General features: G+C 69.9%; 20 protein-coding genes. 8 read left to right on the forward strand and 12 right to left on the reverse strand.

What is annotated here, in order from left to right; genetic code table 11:
• The first annotated feature begins 14 nt into the window (after positions 1-14).
• Entirely contained in the window at positions 15-716 is a 702-nt protein-coding gene (locus NS2_RS16685) for an endonuclease/exonuclease/phosphatase family protein (RefSeq protein WP_033088335.1), read from the forward strand.
• Here the strand turns inward: NS2_RS16685 and NS2_RS16690 are convergent.
• From NS2_RS16690 to NS2_RS16710, 5 genes are all read right to left on the reverse strand, one after another.
• Positions 713-1,705 carry an oxidoreductase gene (locus NS2_RS16690; RefSeq protein WP_045437906.1) on the reverse strand — a complete coding sequence of 331 codons (993 nt, stop codon included), beginning with the start codon at positions 1,703-1,705 and terminating at the stop codon, positions 713-715. The genes NS2_RS16685 and NS2_RS16690 overlap by 4 nt on opposite strands.
• Positions 1,706-1,777: 72 nt before the next feature.
• Positions 1,778-2,560, reverse strand: coding sequence for an enoyl-CoA hydratase/isomerase family protein (locus NS2_RS16695; protein WP_033088310.1), 783 nt, complete (start codon positions 2,558-2,560; stop codon positions 1,778-1,780).
• Between the two features lie 32 nt (positions 2,561-2,592).
• Positions 2,593-3,663, reverse strand: a complete 1,071-nt coding sequence (locus NS2_RS16700) for a DNA polymerase IV (protein WP_186817601.1) — start codon at positions 3,661-3,663, stop codon at positions 2,593-2,595.
• Positions 3,664-3,714: 51 nt separating this feature from the next.
• The gene (locus tag NS2_RS16705; protein WP_052086538.1) at positions 3,715-4,191 is read right to left on the reverse strand and encodes a hypothetical protein; all 477 of its coding nucleotides are present in this window, start codon (positions 4,189-4,191) and stop codon (positions 3,715-3,717) included.
• Positions 4,192-4,358: 167 nt separating this feature from the next.
• Positions 4,359-5,324 (reverse strand): class I SAM-dependent methyltransferase, encoded by a 966-nt coding sequence (locus NS2_RS16710; protein ID WP_096490757.1) that lies wholly within the window; start codon positions 5,322-5,324, stop codon positions 4,359-4,361.
• 88 nt (positions 5,325-5,412) lie between these two features.
• On the opposite strand from NS2_RS16710, the gene NS2_RS16715 reads away from it, so the two are divergent.
• Complete coding sequence (locus tag NS2_RS16715) at positions 5,413-6,243, forward strand: G1 family glutamic endopeptidase (RefSeq protein WP_161789506.1); 831 nt, start codon at positions 5,413-5,415, stop codon at positions 6,241-6,243.
• Between the two features lie 27 nt (positions 6,244-6,270).
• Here the strand turns inward: NS2_RS16715 and NS2_RS16720 are convergent, their stop codons facing one another.
• On the reverse strand, positions 6,271-8,151 hold the full coding sequence (locus tag NS2_RS16720) for an ABC transporter ATP-binding protein (protein ID WP_033088307.1): 1,881 nt from the start codon (positions 8,149-8,151) through the stop codon (positions 6,271-6,273).
• A gap of 246 nt (positions 8,152-8,397) precedes the next feature.
• On the opposite strand from NS2_RS16720, the gene NS2_RS16725 reads away from it, so the two are divergent.
• Both NS2_RS16725 and NS2_RS16730 read left to right on the forward strand, forming a co-directional pair.
• Positions 8,398-11,172 carry an FAD-binding and (Fe-S)-binding domain-containing protein gene (locus NS2_RS16725; RefSeq protein ID WP_033088306.1) on the forward strand — a complete coding sequence of 925 codons (2,775 nt, stop codon included), beginning with the start codon at positions 8,398-8,400 and terminating at the stop codon, positions 11,170-11,172.
• A gap of 113 nt (positions 11,173-11,285) precedes the next feature.
• Positions 11,286-12,227, forward strand: coding sequence for a DNA-3-methyladenine glycosylase family protein (locus NS2_RS16730; protein ID WP_033088305.1), 942 nt, complete (start codon positions 11,286-11,288; stop codon positions 12,225-12,227).
• A 7-nt stretch (positions 12,228-12,234) separates the two neighbouring features.
• Here the strand turns inward: NS2_RS16730 and NS2_RS16735 are convergent, their stop codons facing one another.
• The 3 genes from NS2_RS16735 to NS2_RS16745 are packed head-to-tail and all read right to left on the reverse strand — an operon-like array spanning position 12,235 to position 15,228.
• Positions 12,235-13,509 (reverse strand): ABC transporter substrate-binding protein, encoded by a 1,275-nt coding sequence (locus NS2_RS16735; RefSeq protein WP_096490913.1) that lies wholly within the window; start codon positions 13,507-13,509, stop codon positions 12,235-12,237.
• An 8-nt stretch (positions 13,510-13,517) separates the two neighbouring features.
• Complete coding sequence (locus tag NS2_RS16740; protein WP_045437894.1) at positions 13,518-14,348, reverse strand: carbohydrate ABC transporter permease; 831 nt, start codon at positions 14,346-14,348, stop codon at positions 13,518-13,520.
• Positions 14,338-15,228 (reverse strand): carbohydrate ABC transporter permease, encoded by an 891-nt coding sequence (locus NS2_RS16745; RefSeq protein ID WP_052086537.1) that lies wholly within the window; start codon positions 15,226-15,228, stop codon positions 14,338-14,340. Before NS2_RS16745 ends, NS2_RS16740 begins: the two co-directional genes overlap by 11 nt.
• Before the next feature lie 193 nt (positions 15,229-15,421).
• Here NS2_RS16745 and NS2_RS16750 point away from each other — a divergent pair, with 193 nt between their 5' ends.
• From NS2_RS16750 to NS2_RS16765, 4 genes are read left to right on the forward strand one after another with little or no spacing between them, the layout of a single operon-like run.
• Positions 15,422-17,302: an SCO2524 family protein gene (locus NS2_RS16750; protein ID WP_033088303.1), complete on the forward strand. Its 1,881-nt coding sequence runs from the start codon at positions 15,422-15,424 to the stop codon at positions 17,300-17,302.
• Positions 17,299-18,231, forward strand: coding sequence for an SCO2523 family variant P-loop protein (locus NS2_RS16755; protein WP_228102560.1), 933 nt, complete (start codon positions 17,299-17,301; stop codon positions 18,229-18,231). Before NS2_RS16750 ends, NS2_RS16755 begins: the two co-directional genes overlap by 4 nt.
• Entirely contained in the window at positions 18,228-19,277 is a 1,050-nt protein-coding gene (locus NS2_RS16760) for an SCO2522 family protein (protein ID WP_033088302.1), read from the forward strand. The genes NS2_RS16755 and NS2_RS16760 overlap by 4 nt, the downstream gene beginning before the upstream one ends.
• 11 nt (positions 19,278-19,288) lie before the next feature.
• Positions 19,289-20,272: an SCO2521 family protein gene (locus NS2_RS16765; protein WP_033088301.1), complete on the forward strand. Its 984-nt coding sequence runs from the start codon at positions 19,289-19,291 to the stop codon at positions 20,270-20,272.
• A 12-nt stretch (positions 20,273-20,284) separates the two neighbouring features.
• Here the strand turns inward: NS2_RS16765 and NS2_RS16770 are convergent, their stop codons facing one another.
• The 3 genes from NS2_RS16770 to NS2_RS16780 form a co-directional block, all read right to left on the reverse strand.
• Positions 20,285-21,103, reverse strand: a complete 819-nt coding sequence (locus NS2_RS16770; RefSeq protein ID WP_033088300.1) for a hypothetical protein — start codon at positions 21,101-21,103, stop codon at positions 20,285-20,287.
• Positions 21,104-21,147: 44 nt separating this feature from the next.
• A complete protein-coding gene (locus NS2_RS36070) occupies positions 21,148-21,618 on the reverse strand; it encodes a GNAT family N-acetyltransferase (protein WP_045437901.1) in 471 nt (156 codons plus the stop codon).
• 355 nt (positions 21,619-21,973) lie between these two features.
• Positions 21,974-22,177, reverse strand: a complete 204-nt coding sequence (locus NS2_RS16780) for a hypothetical protein (RefSeq protein WP_033088299.1) — start codon at positions 22,175-22,177, stop codon at positions 21,974-21,976.
• Positions 22,178-22,276: the final 99 nt, after the last annotated feature.

Here is a 22,276-nt window from a genome sequence, read left to right on the forward strand (position 1 = left end):
CATAGGGTGCTGTGGTGATCACCGTCGCCAGCTGGAATGTCCTGCACCGCATTCACGCCGACAACTGGGCCAGTGATATCGCGGCGCGGTGGCCGGAGGAGACCAAGCGCATCGCGGCCGTGACCGCCACCGTCGCGGCCCGCACCGAGACCGTCGTCGCGCTCATGGAGGTCAGCGGCGATCAGCTCGCCAGTTTGCGGAAAGCGCTGCCCGCCAGGAAGTTCCACGTCCTGGACTACCCGCGGGTGCCGAGTCCGCGCCGCCTGCCGAATGTCCTGGACGATCGGTCCGAACATTTGGTGATCATGGTCGACGGCACCGCGCGGCAGCTCGCCGCCGAGCCCTTCACCCTGGACCCGGGCAAGGGCGCGCTGGCGATCGAACTGGACGGGTTGCGGATCGTCGCCACCCACGTTTCCGGTGACCGCCGTCGCGGCGATCAGCTCGCGCGCCTGCGCGAATTGACCGTATCCGGTCCGGCGGTGCTGCTCGGCGACTTCAATATCGACCGGGCCGCCCTGGCCGAGAGCCTGGGAGCGGAGTACACCGTCGCCGTGTTCCCATGGGATTCGGTCCCGACCCGCCCGCGGGATTCAGGGTCGAAGTCCCAGTTCATCGATCATGTGGCCACGCGCGGAGTTCCGGTGCGCGACCTGGTCGTCGAGGATGTGGCCGGGGCCTCCGACCACAACCTCGTGCGCGCCGTGATCGGCTAGAACTCGCCCGCGACGCCGAGAACCGTTCGACCGGAGTGGGTTCCGTCCAGGATCGAATGCAGCACCGATTCCGCCTCGGTGATCGGCGCGTAGTTCTCCAGCAGTGAGAGGTGCTGGGGCTTCAGGTCCTTGGCCAGGCGCGCCCACAGGTCGCGGCGCTGCGCGATCGGGAAATGCGCGGAGTCGATGCCGAGCAGGGACACCCCGCGCAGCATGAACGGCATCACCGTGGTGGGCAGATCGGAGCCGCCGGTGAGGCCCGAAACCGCGACCGCGCCACCGTATTTGACGGTGCTGAGCACATGCGCCAGCGAGGTGCCGCCGACGCTGTCCACCGCCGCGGCCCACTGCGCCTTGCCGAGGGCCCGCAGCTTCTCGCCCTCGCCGGGCAGTCGGCCGATGACGCTGCTCGCTCCGAGGGTCGAAAGCAGTTCGCTCGCACCGAGTTTGCCGGTGGAGGCGATCACCTCGAAGCCGAGTCCGCCCAGAATATCGACCGCCACGCTCCCGACGCCGCCGGTCGCGCCGGTGACCAGGACCGGTCCGGCGTCCGGAGTGAGGCCCCGATCCAGCAGCGCCTGCACGCTCATGGCCGCCGTGTAGCCCGCGGTGCCGATGGCCGCCGCCTCGCGCGGGGTGAGCCCGTCCAGCTTCACCACCCACCCGGCGGGCACCCGGGCGTATTCGGCGTATCCGCCGTGGTGCGAGACGCCGATCTCGTAGCCGTGCGCCACCACCAGGTCACCGGGCGCGAATTCCGGATCGGTGGAAGCGAATACCTCACCGGTGAGGTCGATTCCGGGAATGAGCGGATACTGGCGCACCACGCCGCCGCGCGGTGTGATGGCCAGCCCGTCCTTGTAGTTGGCGCTCGAGTAGTGCACCTTGATCGTCACCTCACCCGGCATGAGGAAGCCGTCGCTGACTTCCTCGCGCACGAGGGCGATCCCACTGTCCGATTCGTGTGCCACCATCGCCTGGAACTCCATGGTCCCGAGCATAGGGCTCGCGGTGCTGGTCAGGTCGGTGAAAGCGGCCGAGCCCAGGCTATTTTCGAGGGCTCAGGCGAATTTCGGGGCGCGCTTGCCGACGAATGCGGCAATGCCCTCCTGCCCGTCGGGCGAGGACGAGCAGCGGGTGATGAACGACGCCTCCAGGTTCAGCTGCTCTTCCAGGTTGTGCTGGGACGACACCAGCAGCAGCTTCTTCACATTGGCATTGGACGCCTTGGGTCCGGTCGCGAACTCTTGCGCCAGGGTCTCCACCGCGTCGGCGAGTTCCACATCGCGCACCACCCGGTGCAGCAGACCCCAGTCGAGGGCCTCGGCCGCGGACAGCGTGCGGTTGGTGAGCATGAGCTCCTGCGTCTTGCGCACGCCGATCAGGCGGGGCAGGTAGTAGGACGCGCCGCCGTCCGGGCTCAGGCCGACCTTGGTGTAAGCCATGGTGAACGAGGCGGATTCGGCCGCGACCACCAGATCGCCCGCCACCGCCAGGCTCATGCCCGCACCCGCCGCGGTGCCGTTCACACCGACGATCAGCAGCGCGTCCATCCGCGCCAGCGCCGACACCGCGCGGTGCAGCGTGTCGGCCAGCCGCTCGATGAACTCCCCGGTGTCCGCACTGGCCGCCATGGCCCGCACATCGCCACCCGCCGAAAAGAACCGGCCCGCGCCGGTCAGCACCACGACCTTGACCGCCGGATCGTCGGAGCAGTACTGGGCCGCGCGCACCAACTCGTCGGCGAGCGCCTGATCGATGCCATTGGCGGCGTTCGGCCGGTTCAACGTGATGCGGGCGATCGGGCCGTCATGCTCGAACAGGATGTTCTCGTAGTCGCTCATCGCGAGAGTGCCTTCCGTAGGGTGCAACCTGATCAAAGCATGGCGTACTCGACGCGGACTCCGAGCAACCGGATGGGCCGGTCCAGCTCGAAGGAATGCAGCACCTGTACCGCGGTCCGCACGATCTCGTCCACATCGGGGGTGGGGGTGGGCAGTTTCCGCTGTTTGCTGCGGGTGAAGAAGGTCTTGGTTCGAACGGTGACGCTGACCCGTCCCACCGCCCGTCCTTCGGCCGCGGTCTCCTCGGCCACCTGGGTGGCCAGCCGGATCACGGCGGCATCGATCTCGCCGGGTTCGGTGAGGTCCTGTGGAAAGGTCTCGGATCGGCTGTGGCCCACCGGCTCCCGCGGCTCCGAGATATCGGTGTCGCCCGCTCCGGGCCCCAGTACCCAGAAATATGGTCCGGTATTGGGGCCGAACTCGGCCGCGAGCTTGTCACGATCGGCCGCCGCCAGCTCCGCGACGGTCTCTATACCCAAGCCGCTCAACCGCTTCGCGATGCGCGCGCCGATCCCCCACGGTGCGCTGGTGGGCCGGTGCGCCATGAGCTCGACCCAGTTGTCGGCGGTGAGCCGGAAGATCCCGGTCCCGGTCTCGGTGTCCGCGGCTTCGTCCGGCTTCCCCGCTTTGCCGACCGCCTTGGCGAAGCCGGTCGCCAGCTTGGCGCGAGTCTTGTTGTCCCCGATGCCGACCGCGCAGGTCAGCCCCAATTCGGCAATGGCGGCGCGGATCTCGCGCGCGAATTCCTCCGGGTCGTCGGTATCCACCGCCAGGAACGCCTCGTCGAATCCGAGCACCTCGACCCGGCCCGGGAAGGTGCGCAGCAGCGCCATGATCTCCTCGGAAGCCTCGGCGTAGAACGCCAGGTCCTGGGGTAGGAACACGCCGTCCGGGCAGATCCGCGCGGCAGTGCGCAGCGGCATGCCCGCGCGCACCCCGAATGCTCGGGCGGGATAGGAGGCGCAGGACACCACCTTGCGGGGCTCGGTGGGATCCCCGTTGCCGCCCACGATGACCGGCTCTCCGGTCAGCTCGGGATGCCGCCGGAATTCGACCGCGGCCTGGAATTGGTCGAGGTCGACGTGCAGCAGCCAGCGCGTCACCCTTCCGTCATACCGCATGGTCTCCCGAAATGCCGGGATCTGCGGAAACGGTCAGGAGCGGCGCAGCCGGCGCAGCCGGCGCAGCGGCGAGCGATAGGCGTAGCGCGCCTTCACCGTGCCGGTGTCCACCTGGCCCACCACCCGGATCAGCGGAGCGCCCGGGAACCGGGGCAGCTTGACCCGGTTGGACACCGTGCCGCCGCCGGGCGTCACCGCGTCCATGTCGACCCGCCAGCCGCGCGGCACGATCAGCACGATCGTCCCGCCGCCGGCCGTGACCTGGATGTCGATCTCGCGCCGCGAGCAGCGGGCCCGGGTGAAATCCACCACCAGCTTGCCCGAAACACAGTCGGCCACCAGCTTTTTCGGGACCGTCCAGTCGTCGTCGGTGCGCTTGGTGCCGCCGTTCACCCGTAGCTCCAGGGGCGGCGCTTCGGCGGCGGGCTGATTGCGCCGCGCACCGAACATGCGCTCGACATCATCGACACGAACTGCGGACGTCTGCCGCTGTTCCTTGGTACGGGTCACCGAAACTCCTCCCCCGGCATGTGAAACGATCATGTGGGTTATGCCATGGGAGCTCGAATTATGCCGCATGGCAGGACATTTCGGGACGTCAGGGCGGTTTCTGCGGCCACAACACGGTGTCGGTTCGGGCACGGTCGGATCACGACCGTGCCCGTCATGCGTGCGGGCTATCGGCCGCCTTCCGAAAGGCCCAGGAAAACGGTGGTCGCGCCGAGCAGGTAGATGTCATCGCGCGCACCGATATACGTGTCGAGGGCCGGATCGAGCAGCAATGCCAGGGTGGCGCGATCGTCCTCGCCGATGCGGTCGCCGACCCGGTCGGTCAAACCCCGCAGCCACGCGATGACGCTGTCGCGCACCGGCGGCGACGGCGGCGCGGGATGGTCGGTGAGCACGCTGAAGGAGCCCACCTCGGTCAGCCCGGCCCGGCTCAACGCCACATTCCAGCCGTAGGGCATGGGAACCGAACCGGTGATGTCGGCGCGCATCTGGGCGAAGCCCGCCTCGCGCAGCGCCAGCAGCCGATCCTGGAGACCGGGCGCGCCGACGCCGAGTTCCCAAGGCAGGCAACGCATCGGGAGCCCGCCCTCGGCCAGGGCCAGCCAGCCGCCGGGCCGCAGCAGTCCGGCCAGGCGCGCGGTGCCCGCCTGCTGATCGGGCAGGTGATGCACCGAGCGCGAGGCCCACACCAGATCGGCGGGCGGCAGCCGGTCGCCGAATCCGTCGGCGGCGGCGTCGGCCTGGACGGTCTCCACGCGCACGCGATCGTCGCCGCCGAGGGCGTCCTTGACGGACTGCCGGGCCACGTCGAGCAATTCGGGGACGGCGTCGACGATGATCAGCCGCCCGCCGCCGCGCGCGATCAGCTCGCGCGCGAACGCCACGCTCTGACCACCGGCTCCGGCCCCGATGTCGAGCACGGTCGGTTCGGTTCCGGCGGGCAGCAGCGCGATCAGCCGCCGGGCGATCTCGGCATTGGCCGCGGTCGCGATGGCGTCGTCGCGCTGGAGATCGGGGATCATGGTCGCCCAGTCGATGCCGTCGTGCGTGTGCCCGTGGCCGTGGCCGTGTCCATGTCCGTGGGAATGCCGATGTTCGTGCCCGTCCGCCTGCCCGTGTGTATGAGAACCCATGCGCCCGACGTTATCGGCGCGGCCGACACGAATTCGAATTCTTTTGCCGATCCGGCAACGTGTCGGACCCGCGGCTAGGCTCGCTGTGGTGAAAAGGTCTGCGGCTCTGGCTCTTACCGTCATGGCGGCCGTTTTCGGCCCCGCCGCCCACCCGGGGTCCGGTTGGGCCGATCCGGCCGCGCCCGCGCCGCTGCTGACGCCGAATGCCGACGTGTACAGCGGATACGGCGCGGTCGCACCCGAGTTCACGGTGCTGACCGCGCACTGGCGCGAGCCCGAGGTGAGTTGCCCGCCCTCGGGGATACCCGGCGGCCTGGTGAACACGGTCATGACCGGCTCCTCGATCCAGCGGATTCCGGGGCTGGCGGCGGTGCCGGGCGGGGTCGAGGGCGTGCTGTTCGTCCCGCATGTCGCCACCTGGATCGGCCTGGTCGGCATGAACGGCGCGACCGACCGCCACCTGATCCAGACCGGCACCGCGGTGATCTGCGACGGTGGGGTGGCCTATCACCAGGCCTTCTTCGAGACGCCCTCGTTCGGTGACCAGGCCGGTATGCCGGAACCGGATGCCAATGCCCCGGGCAACAACTGGGACACCCCGGCGACCATGCCGGGCGACGAGCTCGAGGCCACCATCACCTGGGACGGGCACGAGACCTACCGCCTGGTCGTGGCGGACACCACCCGGGGCTGGCGCTTCGGGGCGACCTCGCGGAACCCGGTGGTGCCGACCGGGGCGCTGGCCGTCGTCGAATCCATCCCCTACAACGTGCCCGGCTTCACACCGGTCACCTTCACCGGCGTGACCGCCGATGGCAAACCCCTCGACAGCTACGCCCCGCGCCCGCTCACCATCACCGCCACCTCGACCACACCCACGGCGCTGACCGGCGGATCATTCACCGTTCCAGCACCCTGACAACGGTTTTCGTGACCCGCGGCGGTGTCAGGCCGCGGCGGGCGCGCTCGCGTCGGCGAACTGGGTGCGGTACAGCTCGGTGTAGCGCCCCTCGGTGGCGAGCAGTTCGGCGTGCGTGCCGCGCTCCACGATGCGGCCGTGCTCGAGCACCAGGATCTGGTCGGCATTGCGGATGGTGGACAGCCGGTGTGCGATGACCAGCGCGGTGCGCCCGTCGAGTGCCTCGGCCAGGGCCTCCTGCACGGCGGCCTCGGAGGTGGAGTCCAGCGAGGCGGTGGCCTCGTCCAGGATCACCACGCGGGGCTGCTGGAGCAGCAGCCGGGCGATGGTGAGCCGCTGGCGCTCGCCGCCGGAGAGCCGGTAGCCGCGCTCGCCGACCACGGTGTCCAGGCCGTCGGGCAGGGACTCGAGCAGCTCGCGTAACCGGGCGCGCTCCAGGGCGTCCCAGAGTTCGGCTTCGGTCGCCTCGGGCCGGGCCAGCAGCAGGTTGGCGCGAATGCTGTCGTGGAACAGATGCCCGTCCTGGGTGACCAGGCCGACGGTGTCCTGAATGGACTGCCCGGTCAGCTCGCGCACATCCCGGCCGCCCAGCAGCACCGCGCCCGAGTCCACGTCGTAGAGCCGCGAAACCAATTGCGCGATGGTGGATTTCCCGGCCCCGGAGGAGCCGACCAGCGCCACCAGCTGCCCGGGCTCGGCGCGCAGCGAAACCCCGTGCAGCACTTCCTCACCGCCGCGGGTGTCCAGGGTGGCCACATCCTCGAGCGAGGCCAGCGACACCTTGTCCGCCGCCGGGTAACCGAAGCTGACCTCGTCCAGCTCCACGGCCACCGGGCCCTCGGGCACCGGCACCGCCAGCGGCGAATCCTGGATGAGCGGTTTCAGATCCAGGATCTCGAAGACCCGCTCGAAGCTCACCAGCGCCGACATCACGTCCACCCGGGCGCTGGCCAGCGCGGTGAGCGGCGAGTACAGCCGGGTCAGCAGCAGCGAGAGCGCCACCACCGCACCGGGTTCCAGCTCACCCTTCAGCGCCAGGTAGCCGCCGAGCCCGTAGACCAGGGCCAGCGCCAGCGCGGACACCAGGGTCAGTGCGGTGACGAACACCGTCTGCAGCATGGCGGTGCGGACGCCGATATCGCGCACCCGGCCCGCGCGCAGGCCGAATTCCGACGACTCCTGCCGCGGCCGCCCGAACAGCTTCACCAGGGTGGCGCCCGGCGCGGAGAACCGCTCGGTCATCTGGGCGCTCATGGAAGCGTTGAGCCCGGCGGACTCGCGCTGGATCCCGGCCAGCCGCTCGCCCATGCGCCGCGCGGGCACCACGAACACCGGCAGCAGCACCAGGGCCAGCAGGGTGATCTGCCAGGACAGCCGCAGCATGACGGCGAGGGTGAGCGCGAGGGTCACGACATTGGTGACCACGCCGGACAGGGTGGTGCTGAAGGCCCGCTGCGCCCCGATGACGTCATTGTTCAACCGGCTCACCAGTGCGCCGGTCCGGGTGCGCGTGAAGAAGGCGATCGGCATCTTCTGGACGTGATCGAACACCGCGGTCCGCAGATCGAAGATGAGCCCCTCCCCGATCCGCGCCGACAGCCACCGGATGACCAGTCCCAGACCGGCATCCAGCACCGCCACCGCCGCGATGACGGCCGCCAGCACGATCACCGTGCGCGGTGCGCCGTGCCCGACGATCGCGTCGACCACCCGCCCGGCCAGTACCGGGGTGGCCACCGCCAGCAGCGCCGACACAATGCTGAACACCAGGAACGCCACCAGCCGCCGATGATGCGGGCGCGCGAACGCCAGAATCCGGCGGGCCGTCGCCAGCCGCAGCGGCCGCTGCTCGGTGGGCGCGTTCATCTGCCGATACAGCTGGTTCCACGCCACGGATTCGATACTCATCCCCGCTCCTCACGTCCGGGTCCCATCGAACCCTGCACCACCGACACTAAGACCTGAACAAAGGTTGAGTTCAAGCCCTTCCGTCCAGCCCAGGGGTTCGCGCTGAGCGAAATCCGCCGTCGGCGACCGCACGCCGACCCGCCCGAGCACAGCGGTGTGCCGAGGACTGTCCCCCGGCGCGGAGCCGAGGTGCCGCCGGGGGCCGGATCCACGGAACACCGTCGCCGCGGGCCTAGGGTTGGGGGCGTGAGCGAGGCGTGGGAGCGAGCGTTGCGCGGGGCGATCACCGGCGAGGTCGATACCGATGACCGGCGACGGGCCGAGTATTCCTCGGACGCCTCGAACTATCGGGTGCTGCCGCGCGGGGTGGTCTTCCCGCGCGATGCGGCCGATGTGAGCGCGGCCCTGGACATCGCCCGGACGGAGGGGCTGGCGGTGACCGCGCGCGGGGCGGGAACCTCGGTGGCGGGCAATGCCATCGGGCCGGGGCTGGTGCTGGACTTCAGTCGCCACATGAACGCGGTGCTCGAACTCGATCCCGAGCGGCGGATCGCGCGGGTGCAGCCGGGCCTGGTGCTGGCCGGGTTGCAGCGGCGGGCCGGGGCGCACGGGCTGCGATTCGGCCCGGATCCGTCCACGCAGAACCGCTGCACGCTGGGCGGTATGATCGGCAACAACGCCTGCGGGCCGCGCGCGGTGGCCTGGGGCCGCACCTCGGATACGGTGCGGGAGTTGCGGATTCTCGACGGTCTGGGCGTCGAACGGACCCTGGCCAACGAGCTCTCCGCCGTCGCGGGCCTGGCCGATTTCACCCGTGCGCACCTGGCTCTGATTCGCACCGAGCTGGGCCGATTCGAACGGCAGGCTTCCGGCTACGCGCTGGAACATCTACTGCCGGAACACGGTTCGTCGATCGCCAAGGCCTTCGTCGGCACCGAGGGCACGTGCGGGCTGCTGTTGGACGCGACGGTCGACCTGGTCCCGATACCTGCCGCCACCGTGCTGGTGGTGCTCGGCTACCCCGACATGCCCACGGCGGCAGACGATATCGCCGCCGTCATGGCGGCGCGCCCGCTCGCGGTCGAGGGCATGGACGCGCGGCTGGTGGATGTGGTGCGGGCGCATCGCGGCACGGTGCCCGAACTGCCACGCGGCGGCGGCTGGCTGCTGGTCGAAATCGCCGGTGACACCGCCGAAGCTGCGCGTGCGCAGGCCGAAACGCTGCGCGCGACCGCGCACGCGCTGGACTCCAGGCTGGTCATGGATCCGGCGGTGGCCAAGGCGCTGTGGGCCATTCGCGCCGACGGCGCGGGCCTGGCCGGTCGCACCCCGGACGGCCATCCGGCCTGGCCGGGCTGGGAGGACGCGGCGGTGCCGCCGGACCGCCTGGGCGACTACCTGCGCGACTTCGAGCTCCTCACCCGTGAGCACGGCCTCGACGGCCTGCTGTACGGCCATTGCGGTGACGGCTGCATCCACGTGCGACTGGATCTGCCGATCGCCGATGCGCCGCAACGCTTCCGGGCCTTCCTCGAGGACGCCGCCCGGCAGGTGGTGAAGTTCGGCGGCTCGCTCTCGGGCGAGCACGGCGACGGCCGGGCCCGTTCGGAACTGTTGCGGCACATGTACTCCCGGGCCGCCCTGGATGCCTTCGCCGGTTTCAAGACTCTTTTCGATCCCGGCGACGTGCTGAATCCCGGCGTGCTGGTGCATCCGCGCCCCCTCGACGCCGATCTCCGGCTGGCCGGGGTGCGCCCGCTGCCCACCACCGGCGGTTTTACCTTCCCCGCCGATGGCGATCTGGCCACGGCCGTGCACCGCTGCGTGGGCGTCGGCAAATGCCGCGCCGACACCCACGCGTCCGGCGGCTTCATGTGCCCGTCGTATCTGGCCACCGCGGACGAGAAGGACAGCACCCGGGGTCGCGCCCGGATACTCCAGGAAGTCGTTCGGGGAGCACTGGATTGGCGTTCCGAGGCGGTCGCCGAATCGCTGGATCTCTGCCTGTCCTGCCGGGCCTGTCACTCCGACTGCCCCGCCGGGGTCGAGATGGCCACCTACAAGTCCGAGACCCTGTACCGCCGCTATCGGCGCAGGCCCCGCCCGATCGACCACTACACCCTGGGACGACTGCCGCTGTGGCTGGGCGCGGCCACCCGGCTGCCACGCCTGATCAATGCGACCGGTGCCGTGCGTCCGCTGCGCCGCCTCGGGCTGCGGCTGGCCGGAATGGACCCGCGACGCGAGATCCCGGTCCTGGCGGACCGGAGTTTTCGCCGCTCGGCACGCCCGAACACGGACGGCGCAGCGGAGGTCATGCTGTGGATCGACACCTTCACCGATGCCTTCGATCCCGAGATCGCCACCGCCGCCCTCGCATTGATCGAGTCGCTCGGTCATCGCGTGACCGTCCCCGGCCGCCGCGTCTGCTGCGGTCTCACCTGGATCAGCACCGGCCAGCTGGACGGCGCGCGAAAACGGCTGCGCGCCACCGTCGACGCCCTCGACGCGCACGTCCGATCGGGCGGCGTGGTGGTGGGCCTGGAACCGTCGTGCACGGCCGCCCTGCGGGAGGATCTCCCGCGTCTCCTGCCCGAGGATCCACGCGCCGCGGCCGTGGCGGGCGCGGTCCGCACCCTGTCCGAATTCCTCGAGACCCACCCGGGCTGGCGGCCCCCGGACCGTGCCGGGACCACCGTCCTGGTCCAGCCGCACTGTCATCAGCACGCGGTGCTCGGTTTCGAGGCCGACCGCCGAATTCTGCGCCGCACCGGTGCCGCGGTGATCGAAATCACCGGATGCTGTGGACTTGCCGGAAACTTCGGAATGCAGCGCGGCCACTACGACATCTCGGTCGCGGTCGCCGAGCGCGGGCTGCTCTCGGCGGTGCGCTCCGCATCCCAAAATTCGATCTTGATCGCCGATGGATTCTCCTGCCGGACCCAGGCGTCACAGCTGGCCGACCGCCCGTCCCGGCACCTCGCCCAATTCCTGTCGGAACCCCATGAACAGCAAAAATGAAGGGCACCCGCCGCATCCGTGAACCATGGACGCGACGGCTGCCCTTCCCTCATCCGACCATCGGACTGACCATCGCCGACTTCGATCCTCACGTTAGCAAATAGAATGTCGCGGTGACTTCAGCGCCGCCCGCACCGACCGCCCGCGAGCGCACCCGCAGCCTCCGATCCGATCGATTGCTGGACCTCGCCGCCACCATCTCCCCGCTGCGTCACGGCTTCGGCGATCCCTGTCACCGGCAGACCCCGGACGGTTCGCACTGGCACGCCTCCCGCCTGCCATCGGGCGAGGTCACCTACCGGCTGCGGCAGCTCGACGGGCACACGGTCGACGCGCGCGCGTGGGGTCCCGGCGCGGAGGAGTTCCTGGAGCAACTGCCCGCCATGCTGTGCCTGGACGAGGACCTGGGCGACTTCGACCCCGAGCACCCCAAGGTCGCCGAGGCGCACCGCCGCAACCCGGGGCTGCGCATGCTGCGCACCGGCCTGGTGTGGGAGGCGCTGGTCCCGGCGGTGCTGGAGCAGAAGGTGCACACCAAGACCGCGCACGATTCCTGGCGGAAACTGGTGTGGCGCTACGGAACTCCGGCTCCCGGTCCGGCACCGGAGGGTTTGCGCGTAATGCCGGACGCCGAGACCTGGCGGCACATTCCGTCGTGGGTGTACCACCGCGCCAATGTGGGGCCGCAGCGTTCCAAGACCATCGTGCTGGCGTCGCGCGTCGCGCCCAAGCTGGAGGAGGCGGCCACGCTCAGCCACGCCGAGGCCGGAAAGCGGCTGCGCACCGTGCCCGGCATCGGGGTGTGGACGGCCGCGGAGATCGCCCAGCGCGCGTTCGGCGACCCGGATGCCTTGTCGGTGGGCGACTTCCACCTCGCGGCCACGGTCGGCTGGACCCTGCTGGACCGCCCGATCGACGACGATGAAATGGTCGAATACCTGGAACCGTTGCGCCCGCACCGATATCGCGCCGTCCGGCTGCTCGGCCTGGCCGGATTCGCGCGCAAGCCGAAGTTCGGTCCGCGCACGCCCTACACCGATCACAGCCGGATCTGAGCGGCGTTCACTGTGGCGAGGCCGCGGCGTCGCCCGCCCGCTGGGCCCGGGTCAGGGCCTCGGGCACCGGGATCCGGCCGAGGTACATCTCATCGAATATCGGTGTGATCGCCCGCACGGCCGCCGGGAAGCCGGGACCACTGCCGCCGGTGATTCTGGTGCCGCGCAGCACTTCGAAGAACGGCGATACGTCCACCCCGCGCCGCGTCCAGTAGTCGCGGTACACCTGCTGTTCGGACACGACCGCGGGAATGGTCGCCCCGTCGGATCCGAGGTAGCGATTGCCCGCGGCGCTGCCCAGCCAGGCCAGCACCCGCCGCACCGCCTCCGGGTGCGCGGTGGCCGCATTGCCCGCGACGCCGATCGCATTGTCGGCGCTCACCCGCCCGGCGGGTCCGGCCGGGAGCATGGCTGTGCCCCAACGGAATCCGGCACTGCCCGCAATGGTGGCCAGATTGAAGGTGCCCGACTGGAACAGCGCCATGCGTCCCTGGACGAAAGCGTTCTCGGCGAAGTCGCCACTGGTGTTGGTGTCGGCGGCCGAGGGCGACAACCCGTCCGCGATCAGTCCGACGAGGTATCCGAAGGCGTCCCGCCCCTGCGGTGAGTCGAAGGCGAACCGGCCGTCCCGTTGCAACTGCCCGCCCGCCGACCCGAGGTAGGGCAACGTGATGGATTGAAAGTCGTTGGCGGCGTTGTACGGCCAGGCCGAGACCGGAGCCAGCCGTCGCAACAGCGGCCGGAACGTGTCCTGGCCCGCATCGGGACTCCACCGCGCGGCGGCGAGCTCGCCGGGCTCGACTCCGGCCCGTGCCAGCAGATCCAGATTGATGTACATCGCACTGCCGCCGTCGACGAATTGCGGTACTGCCCAGAGTGTTCCGGCGCGGGTGTATTGCGCGACCGCCATGGGATCCCAGGCCCGCGCCGCGTCGGGTCCCAGCGCGGCACCGATATCCATCAGGTGCCCGCTGTCGGCGTAGTCCTCGTGCAGGTTGGTCCAGAACAGGTCGTCGGCGATCCCGCCCGCCATGTCCAGCCGCAGCTTCTGTGCGTAGGAAGCCCACGGCACCAGCGTGATTCGCACCTCGACATCCGGATTCGACCGCTGGAACTCGTCCAGGGAGGCCCGGTAGGCGGCCACGAAGCTCTGATCCCAGATCCGCAGCCGCACCACCGTGCGCCCACCGCTCTCGCCGTCGCGCCCCAGCCACAGCGCCGCGGCCACCAGCAGCGCGGCGGCGAGCACGATGCCGAGCACGGCCCGCGTGGAATCTTTCATCCGCCAGGTCATTTCAGCCCCGTCACCGCGACCGACCGCAGCACCTGCCGTTGGAACACCACGAACAGCACCACCAGCGGCGCGATGGCGAGGGTGGTGGCCGCCATGATCAGCGTCCAGCGCGCGTCGTACTGCGTCTGCATGTTCGCGGTGGCCACGGTCAGCACCTGCCATTTCGGCCCGGAGGCCGCCACCAGCGGCCACATGAAGTTGTTCCACTGCGAGACCACGGTGATCACCGTGAGGGTGGCCAGGATCGGGCGGCTCATCGGCACCACCACGCTCACCAGGATGTCCAGGGTGCCCGCCCCGTCCACCCGGGCCGCGTCGATGATCTCGCCCGGTATGGCCCGGAAGTACTGGCGCAGCAGGAAGATCGCGTACGGCGAGCCGAACAGATACGGCAGCACCAGCGCCCAGAAGGTATTGAGCCAGCCGAGTTTCGCGAACATCAGATACAGCGGCACCAGCGTGACCGCGCTGGGCACCATCATGGTCCCGAGGTAGGTCCAGAACAGCGCGTCGCGTCCGGGGAATTCGATGCGCGCGAAGACATGGGCGGCCATGATCGAGGCGAGCAGCTGCCCGCCGGTGATGCACACCGTCATCAGGGCGGTGACCGCCACCGCGCGCCCCAGTCCCTGCGCGAGTACTGTCGCGAAATTGTCGAGCGTCGCGGGATGTGGTGCCGCCAAAGGTGATTCACTCGCGAACTGCCTCGGCGTCTTGACCGCGGTGAGCGCGCTGAGCACCAGCGGTGCGACCGTCACCAGCGCCCCGAGGATCAGCACCGTGTACGCCGCACCCGCCCGTATCGCCTTCGACCGCTCAGTACTCATAGTCGGTCCGATCCCGGAAATACCGATGCTGGACCACCGTGATCACGAACAGCACCGCGAACACCACCACCGCCATGACCGCCGCCCGCCCCGGATGCGCGGCCTCGAACGCCTCCGAATACAGCCGCATGGCAACCACATCCGTGTGATGGTCGGGCCCGCCCCGGGTGAGCGCGTACACCGCGTCGAAGGTCTGGAACACGCTCAGCACCCCGGTCACCAGCACGAAGAACATGGTCGGCCGCAGCAGCGGCAGGATCAGCCACCGGATCCGCCGCCACCCGGTGGCCCCGTCCAGCGCTCCAGCGTCCAGCATCTCCCCCGGTACGGCCCGGATCCCGGCAATGAAGAACAGAGCCACATAACCGACGTTCATCCACACGATCACCGAGGCCACCGCGGGCAGCGCCAGCACCGGCGAGCTCAGCCACTCCACCCGCCGCCCCAGCACCGCGTTCAATGCCCCGCCGGTCGGCGCGAAGATCCACTGCCACACCACGCCCACCGCCACCGGCGCGCACATCCACGGCAGCGCGTACATCACCCGCAGCACGCTCCCGCCCCGCCCGCGCCGCGTCAGCATGGCCGCCACCGCGAACCCGAGCGCCGTCTGCACCGGGACCACGATCCCGGTCAGCGCCAGCGTCACCAGTATCGAATGCCCGAACTGCCGGTCGGTCAGCACCGAGCGCCAGTTGCGCGATCCGGTGAACTCGATGGGCCCCAACAGATTCCAGCTGTGCACGCTCAGCCACAGCACCACCGCGATGGGCAGCAGCAGGAACCCGCCCACCCCGATCAGGCTGGGCAGTAGCAGCGCGAGGCCGACGGCGGCCGGCCCGCGCCCCGGCGTCGTCCGGTGGCGAGCCGTCCGGTCCATGCTCGGCGACGCTACCGGCGCGGTCGCCGACCGCCGCTCTCCCACGCCCGATCTGCCCGATATTCTCCTGTGCCCGACGCGATTTCGAGACTGCCCGCCACCGGGTACGCGGCCCTGGCGCATGATAGTTTCAGCCGCGCTCGTTCATAGCTGTACGGCGAGGCTGGCCACGACAGGGCAGGGGACGGCGTCGATGAGAAGCAAGCCACGGGAACAGATCCTCGGAGTCTGGCGGTCGCTGCTGACCGCGTGCTACCACGACGAAGCCTGGGTGTGGGGCGGCCGCAACGGCTCCAACTCCATCAGCGATGCCGAACAGCTGCTGTGCCTGCTGTACCCGGCCACCGAGATCGAGGGCTTCGGCCTGGAGCGCCCCGACGAGATCGCCGACGACATCCGCGCGGTGCTCTCACCCCTGGCCGACAGCGGCCTGCGCATCGGCGAGCGCGTGGTGTGGCTGCTCGAGCAGTACATCGACCGCTACACCGAGGGCGATCCGGGAACCTCGTCCGAGCTGCCGATCTTCGCGGCGGGCAGCTATCTGGCCGCCTCCGACGGCACCGAGCCGACCGCCGCGCAGCGCGCGCTGGACGTCGTCGACTCCTACTCCATGTCGCTGACCCTGTGCCTGGCCGCGCTGAAATTCCTGCGCGGCCTCAGCGGTCCGGTCGCCGAACTGGCGGTGCGCCGGCGCACCCGGGTGGCCCTGGAGCTGGGCCCGCGCATCGACGCGCTGGACGCCCGCGTGAATGTCCGCCTCACCGCCGCCATGGTGGGCCTGATCCGCAGCTTCGTGGTGAACACGGTGGCCCCCGGCTCCGAGGCCGGGCGGGCCATGCTGTCCATGCTCAACCAGACCGGCGGTTCCACCGAGACAGTGGTGCACGCGGTGCAGCAGCGCCTGGACCGGGTCCGCATCCGACTACGCAACGACGCCACCCTGAGCCAGGTCGAGGGCGTCGATCTGGACAGCGAGGACATGCTGTTCGAATTCGGTTGGAGCTGGGCCATCGTGCGCAAGGCCGCGGCCATCGACTTCGTGGACATGGCCATCGCCGACCAGACCGGTCACGCCATCGCCCGCCCCTACCTGCACTTCACCGTGGTGGCCCTGGACGGCATCAACGACCTCACCTCGGTGCGCACCCGCGAACTCGACCTGCTCAATGCCCAGCAGCGCCGCCTGGCCGAGGCGCTGCAGTTGCGCTGGGATCTGGCCCAGCGCTACTGGGCGGCGGTGGCGCGCTTCGGCACCGGGCGCTGGCCGCTGGAGGACATTCCGTGGCGCACCTCCGACGGCGAGGAATCCGACTACTTCAGTCTCATCGTGTCCGCGGTGCTCATGCAGGATCTGCTCAACCGCGAGGCCAATGACGACGATCTGGACCGCGCCGCGACGATTTTCGAGGATCTGGCCCGGCGCGGCCGGATCACCCGCCGCTTCACCGAGGACGATCGCGCCCGCACCATGCACACCCCCGGCGTGAGTCTGCGTCTGCTGGGCAGCGAGGAGCTCGACGGCCCGCTGCTGCTGTGGACGGTATCCGATTACGCCACCGTGCTTTTGAAGCGCACCCTGCAGGCGGCCCGGCTCTCGGGCACCGTCGAGACCCGCGATCAGCTGATGGCGCTGGCCCAGGCCACCATGGACCACCTGGATCTGCGCGCCTTCCGCGAGGGCCCGGCCACCGGCCTCTGGGACGATCCCAGCCGCATCTTCGGCGGACCCGGAACCCATCTGCCCTCCTGGTATCTCACCGAGCGGGTGGTCGAGTGCATGGTGACCGCCGCGCGCATGTACCGGGAACCGCCGCTGCGCTCGCCCACCTCGGTGACCCGGGCCATGGAACTGCTGATGGAGGCCGAGCACCTGCTCAACCGGGAGATGCTGGAGCTCAACGAGACCGACATGTCCGCGGGCCGCACCGCCCTGGCCCTGGCCGAGCAGCGCCTGGAACGCGCCCGCACGCTCATCGACGAGCGTCCCGGCACCGCCGTCAGTCTCGTCTCGCAGGCCCTACTGGAACTGGACGAGCTCGCCTACTCCCGGTTCGACGCCACCAGGAGTGTGTGACCGTGCTCGTGTTCTCGGCCTCGGACAAGGGCGGCACCGGACGCTCGGTCACCAGCTGCAATATGGCCTACTGGCTGAGCATGAAGGGCTACAAGGTCGCCTATCTGGACTTCGACTTCGGATCGCCCACCGCGGGCGGCACTTTCGAGATCAGCCGGATCGACAATGGCGTGCGCGACGGCTCGGGCCTGCACGCCTACCTGCTCGACGAGAACGGCACGCCCGCCCGGCTGAGCGTGCGCTCGGAGACCGACCGCCTGGAACTGAGCCGCTCCCGGCATCCCTCGGGCCGGCTGGTGCTGTTCCCCGGCGACCTCGGCGGCTCCGAGTTCACCACCCTCGACGAGCGCATGATCGACCGCTGCGCCGCCCTGTTCGCCCTGTGCGAGCAGGAATTCGACGTCACCTTCGTGGATTTGAGCGCGGGCCGGTCCATCGCGCTGGCGCTGGCGCTCAGCGCCACCAAGCATCCGCAGCTGGCCCGGGCGGTGTGCCGGTGGCTGATCTTCCACCGCTGGACCCGCCAGCACATCGCGGCGGCCCGCGGCCTGGTGCACGACGAGCACGGGGTGCTGGCCACCGGCATGGCCTGGGGCCACGATCGGACCGCGCTGCTGAACTCCATGCGCTACATCCGCACCGCCGTCCCCGAACTCAACGCCGCCGCCGGACTGCGCCCGGCCCAGGCCGCCTGGCTGCAGGAACAGCACAACACCCTGACCCGCGCGGCGAACCGGCACGGCATGGGCGAGAGCGGGATACTCGGAAAGATTCCGGTGGAGCCCATGCTGCAGTGCCGGGAACAGGTGATCCTGGATGTGGACGTGGCCGCGAACGTGGCCAATGCCGAGACCGTGGCGGCGTTCCGCGAGCTCACCGAGAAGCTCATGAACCAGGCCGTCTGGGAACAGGTGGAGGTGCGCAGATGAGCTCCGCGACCGACTACAGCGAGGCCGGCGAGCGCAATCGGGTGGCCGGGCAGCCGCTCTCGCATCTGTCCATCGAGGTCGGGCACTTCTATATGGACGAGCTCGTCAACGGCGTCGACCGCATCCACGCGCAGCTGCGCAAGGTGGCGCCCATCGTCGAGGCCCAGAAGGCCGCGGCGGCGGAAGAATTCGGTCCGGGCGCGCGGGTGAGCACCTGCTTCCTGGTCGACGACTACTTCTGGACCAGGACCGGAACCCGGGGCCGGGACGCGCGGCGCAGCGCGGGGCCGCGCGAAGTGATTCCGAAACTGCTGGAGGCGGCGCAGAACTGCGGCGTGCCCATCGACTACCTGGCCCGGGAGGCCGGATGCGCCGAGGTCCCGTCGTTCCTGGACGGTGAGCCGATCGGCGAGCCGGTCCGGCTGGCCGCCATGATGGCCGCGCGCATCGTGCCCGAACCCGAGCACGACGGCACCGGCCGCCGCCCGCCGACCGTGGAGTCCGGCTGGCTGTGCAATGGCCGCCGCTCCTCGGAATTCGATGCGGGACAGGCCATGCGGATCGCGCGCTACCGGCCGCCGGAGGAGTTCGGCGCGCGCAATCACTCGATCTTCCTGGACGTGCAGCTGTGGAGCCGCCAGCTCGAGGAGGTCGCGGGCGAGCGGGTGGAGCGGATTCTCTGGTCCTGCCCGTTCCTGGCCACCATCTGGCAGTTGCTGCGGCTGGGCATGATTCGCGACGAGGGCGCGATCGTCGCCGCGCCGGTGCCGTGGACCGACCAGTGGCCCTCCGACTGGTCGCGACTGCCGTCGATCATGCAGCTGAATCCCGACGCCAAACCGTTCGCGGCCTACCGGGCGCTGTCCGTGCTGCCCTACGGCTACCTGGGCATCGAACACGCGGTCCGGGTCATCCTCGACCACCTCCAGCTCGATGACGACGTGCAGGCCAAGCTGGCCGAACGCGGTGCGGCCGAACGTATTCCGGTGGAAGTGCCGCAGCAGGCCACACGCCGGTTGAACCACATCTTCCTCGGGGACGTCTGAATGGCGGGCACATGAACGATCCGCTGGTGCTGCTGGGGGAGGTGCGCACGGGGCTGTTGCCGAACTCGGGCGGATTGGCGGCGCGCGAGGCGTCGGCGCTGCTGTCGCTGCTGCCCGGGCAGCGCGTGCTGATGCGGGAACGCCCACTGGCGCTGGCCATCTCGCCGAGTTCCGCGGTGGGCGTGGACTGCGCGCTGGCGACGGTGTCGCGCAACGAGACCCGCGCCATCGGGACGGTGGCCGCGCACGCGGTTCTGGTCGGCGGTCGGGTGGCGCAGAATTCGGCCTGCTCGACCGTGGTCCGGGCGGAGGACAAGAACCGCCGGCCCTGGTCGCACTATCTGACCCAGGTCGGGACTCTGGAGGCGTGGCACCGCATTGCCGACGACGCCTCGGCGGCAGTCGATCTCACCGAGGGCTTCCTGGAGGGCTCCAGCGCCTCCACCCTGGACCTGGGGTCCATCAGCGATCGGCTGCTGACCCGGGTGCGCACCGACCCGCGACTCGATCAGGATCCGCCGGTGCGTTCCGCGGCCACCCGGCTGCGCTGGGCGGCGCGGGTCGCGCCGCCGGTGGGCGGCAGCGTGCGCGGGCGCACCCTGTTCGCTTTCCGGCTGGAGGACGAGGCCACCCGGTCGGTGCGGATCATGGTGCCGACCGCCCGGGATCTGGCTGGGGTGCAACGGTTCTGCGAGGACCTGGCCGTGCACGACTGGCTGCTGTCCACCGTCGGCTCGGCGCTGGCCGAAGCCGATCGGCCGACACCGGAACGCAGTCCGTCCACCCAGCTGGCGCCGCTGCTCGAACGGCTGGTGCAGCTGTGGATGCCGGGCGCGCACACCCCGCCCCGGCTGCGCGAGCTGTGGACCCGGCTGGAGTCCGACCCGGGCTTCACCCGGCAGTGGACCGCCCAGGTGGGCCAGCTGCGCGACCGCCTGGCGGTGGCGACCCTGGATGCCTTGCGCAGCTCCAAGATCAGCACCATTCAATGGTGAGCCGGTTGTGCTTCAGAGCCGGCACCAGCGGCGCACCAGCAGGGCGAAGAACACCGACATGGTGACCGCGCCCAGGTAGCTCTCGATCACGAAGATGGCGCGCCCGCCCACCTTCACGTGCTGGGTATCCCCGATCCCCAGGGGATTGAGGTAGTTCATCAGAACCTGGAAGACGGTGTCGGCGGTCGATTGATCCGCCCGCAGCAGCACCGCCACCAGGAACACCAGCAGTTGCACGACCACGAACCACAGCATGCGGAAGGGCCGATACCCGTAGCCGCAGATCAGGTCCGGGAACAGGCCGCCGATGCGCTTCCAGCTCACCGGCTGGGCCAGCCGCCGCGCCCGGGCCTGGGCCAGCCCGCAGCGGTCCTCGGCGTCGGTGTCCTCGTCGATGCGGTACAGACTGCCCGCGCGCCGGTAGGCCAGCGCCGCGTGGGCGGGCAGCCCCGCCTGCACCAGCGGCGGACCCAGGCGTTCGTAGGCCTCGGCCAGCAGCCGGTTCTGGGTGCGGCTCAGGCGCAATGGACCCCGGAACTCCACCTCGGCGGCGATCAGCGCGGCCAGCAGTTTGTTGACCGGCATGGTGTCGGGGGTGGCGGTGGCGGTATGGCGCAGCAGCGGCGCGTAGATGTGGCCGAAGACGAGACTATCACCGGCCCTGCGGATTCCGGGCGGATCGTAGGTGGCGACCACGGCTTCGGTGTGCCGGGTGAACAGGTCGAGCAGCGGCTGTTCGGTCGCGCGCCGGCGCAGCCGGTGCGGCTGCTCGAGGAATTCGGTGACGCTGTCGGCATAGGTGTCGGCGTGGCGTTCGATGCGCATGCTCATGTCCGCCACGCAAGGCGAAGAGGGCGCGCTTTTCTCGAGCATGATCAATGATAAATCCGGCGTACCAGGACATCTCGGGGCTCGTCGGCGCCGAAGTAGGTGCCCTCGTGGTCGGTCCACACGAATCCGACCTCTTTGTAGAGGTGGTAGGCGGCGCGATTGCCGGGTTTCACGGTGACGTAGACCTGTTCGGCGCGGGCCCGGCGGCAGCGGTCGAGGGCGGCTTCCAGCAGGGCCCGGCCGATGCCGCGGCCCTGGCAGTCGGCGGCCACGGCAAACCCGAGGAACCAGGCCGCGCCCCGGTCGCCGATGGCGGTGAGCACGTAGCCGCGCACCTCCCCGGACTCTTCAATAACCGTCCAGTTTGCTCCGTGCAACTCGAAGAGCTGCCGCAGCACGAAATACGGATACGCGAGATGCTCGAACTCGACCACCTCGAGCGTGCGGATCGCGTCGAGATCCGCCAGTGTCGCGGTCCGGCACGCCGGAACCGGCGACTGTTCGAAGGCCAACAACGGTGTTCCCCTCCACCCCGGGCACACTCGCGTTCGGAAGAACGCGGGGTGGATTCCAGGGTAGGCGTCACACCGGAACTTGGGTGCGGTTCGGCCCGCCCGCCGTCTGTGGAACGGACGGGCCGAACCGCGCTGCTGCACGCGATGGGGACTGCGCCACCGCAACCCGGAGGTTAGGCGCGGGGCGTTCGAAAGCGCTGTGCGGCAGCGTTTATCGCGGCGGGGGGCCTTCCCCGGTACACCCCCGGCCGCGAAGCCTTCGTACGGTGGGCGTCGAGTGCCAGCCAGAGCAGGCGGTGCACCAAACGTTCGTAACTGGTCGGTTTCATCTGCACGGACGACCTCACGTGCCCGGTCATGGCAGCGCGCGCTCGTCGAGCACGACCCGTCCGCCCTCCACCAGGGTGGCCCGGGCGCGCCGGCGCACCTTGCAGGTCTGCACGGTGCAATCGAGGTGCAATTGCATTGCGGCATGGGCTTGTTCGACGGACATCACACCCGGATCGCGGCGGCAGCGCGACAGACCGGCAATGTGCATGTTGAGGGACGTCAGTTGCATGCGCAGACCACTCCAGTTCCCACTCGTTCCTGAAGTGCCCGGAGATTCAGGAAAGGAAAGGGGCCTAGCTACACCACTCCGGGCACACATCTAGTGTCC

The organism is Nocardia seriolae NBRC 15557 (assembly GCF_007990715.1).
Taxonomy (GTDB): domain Bacteria; phylum Actinomycetota; class Actinomycetes; order Mycobacteriales; family Mycobacteriaceae; genus Nocardia; species Nocardia seriolae.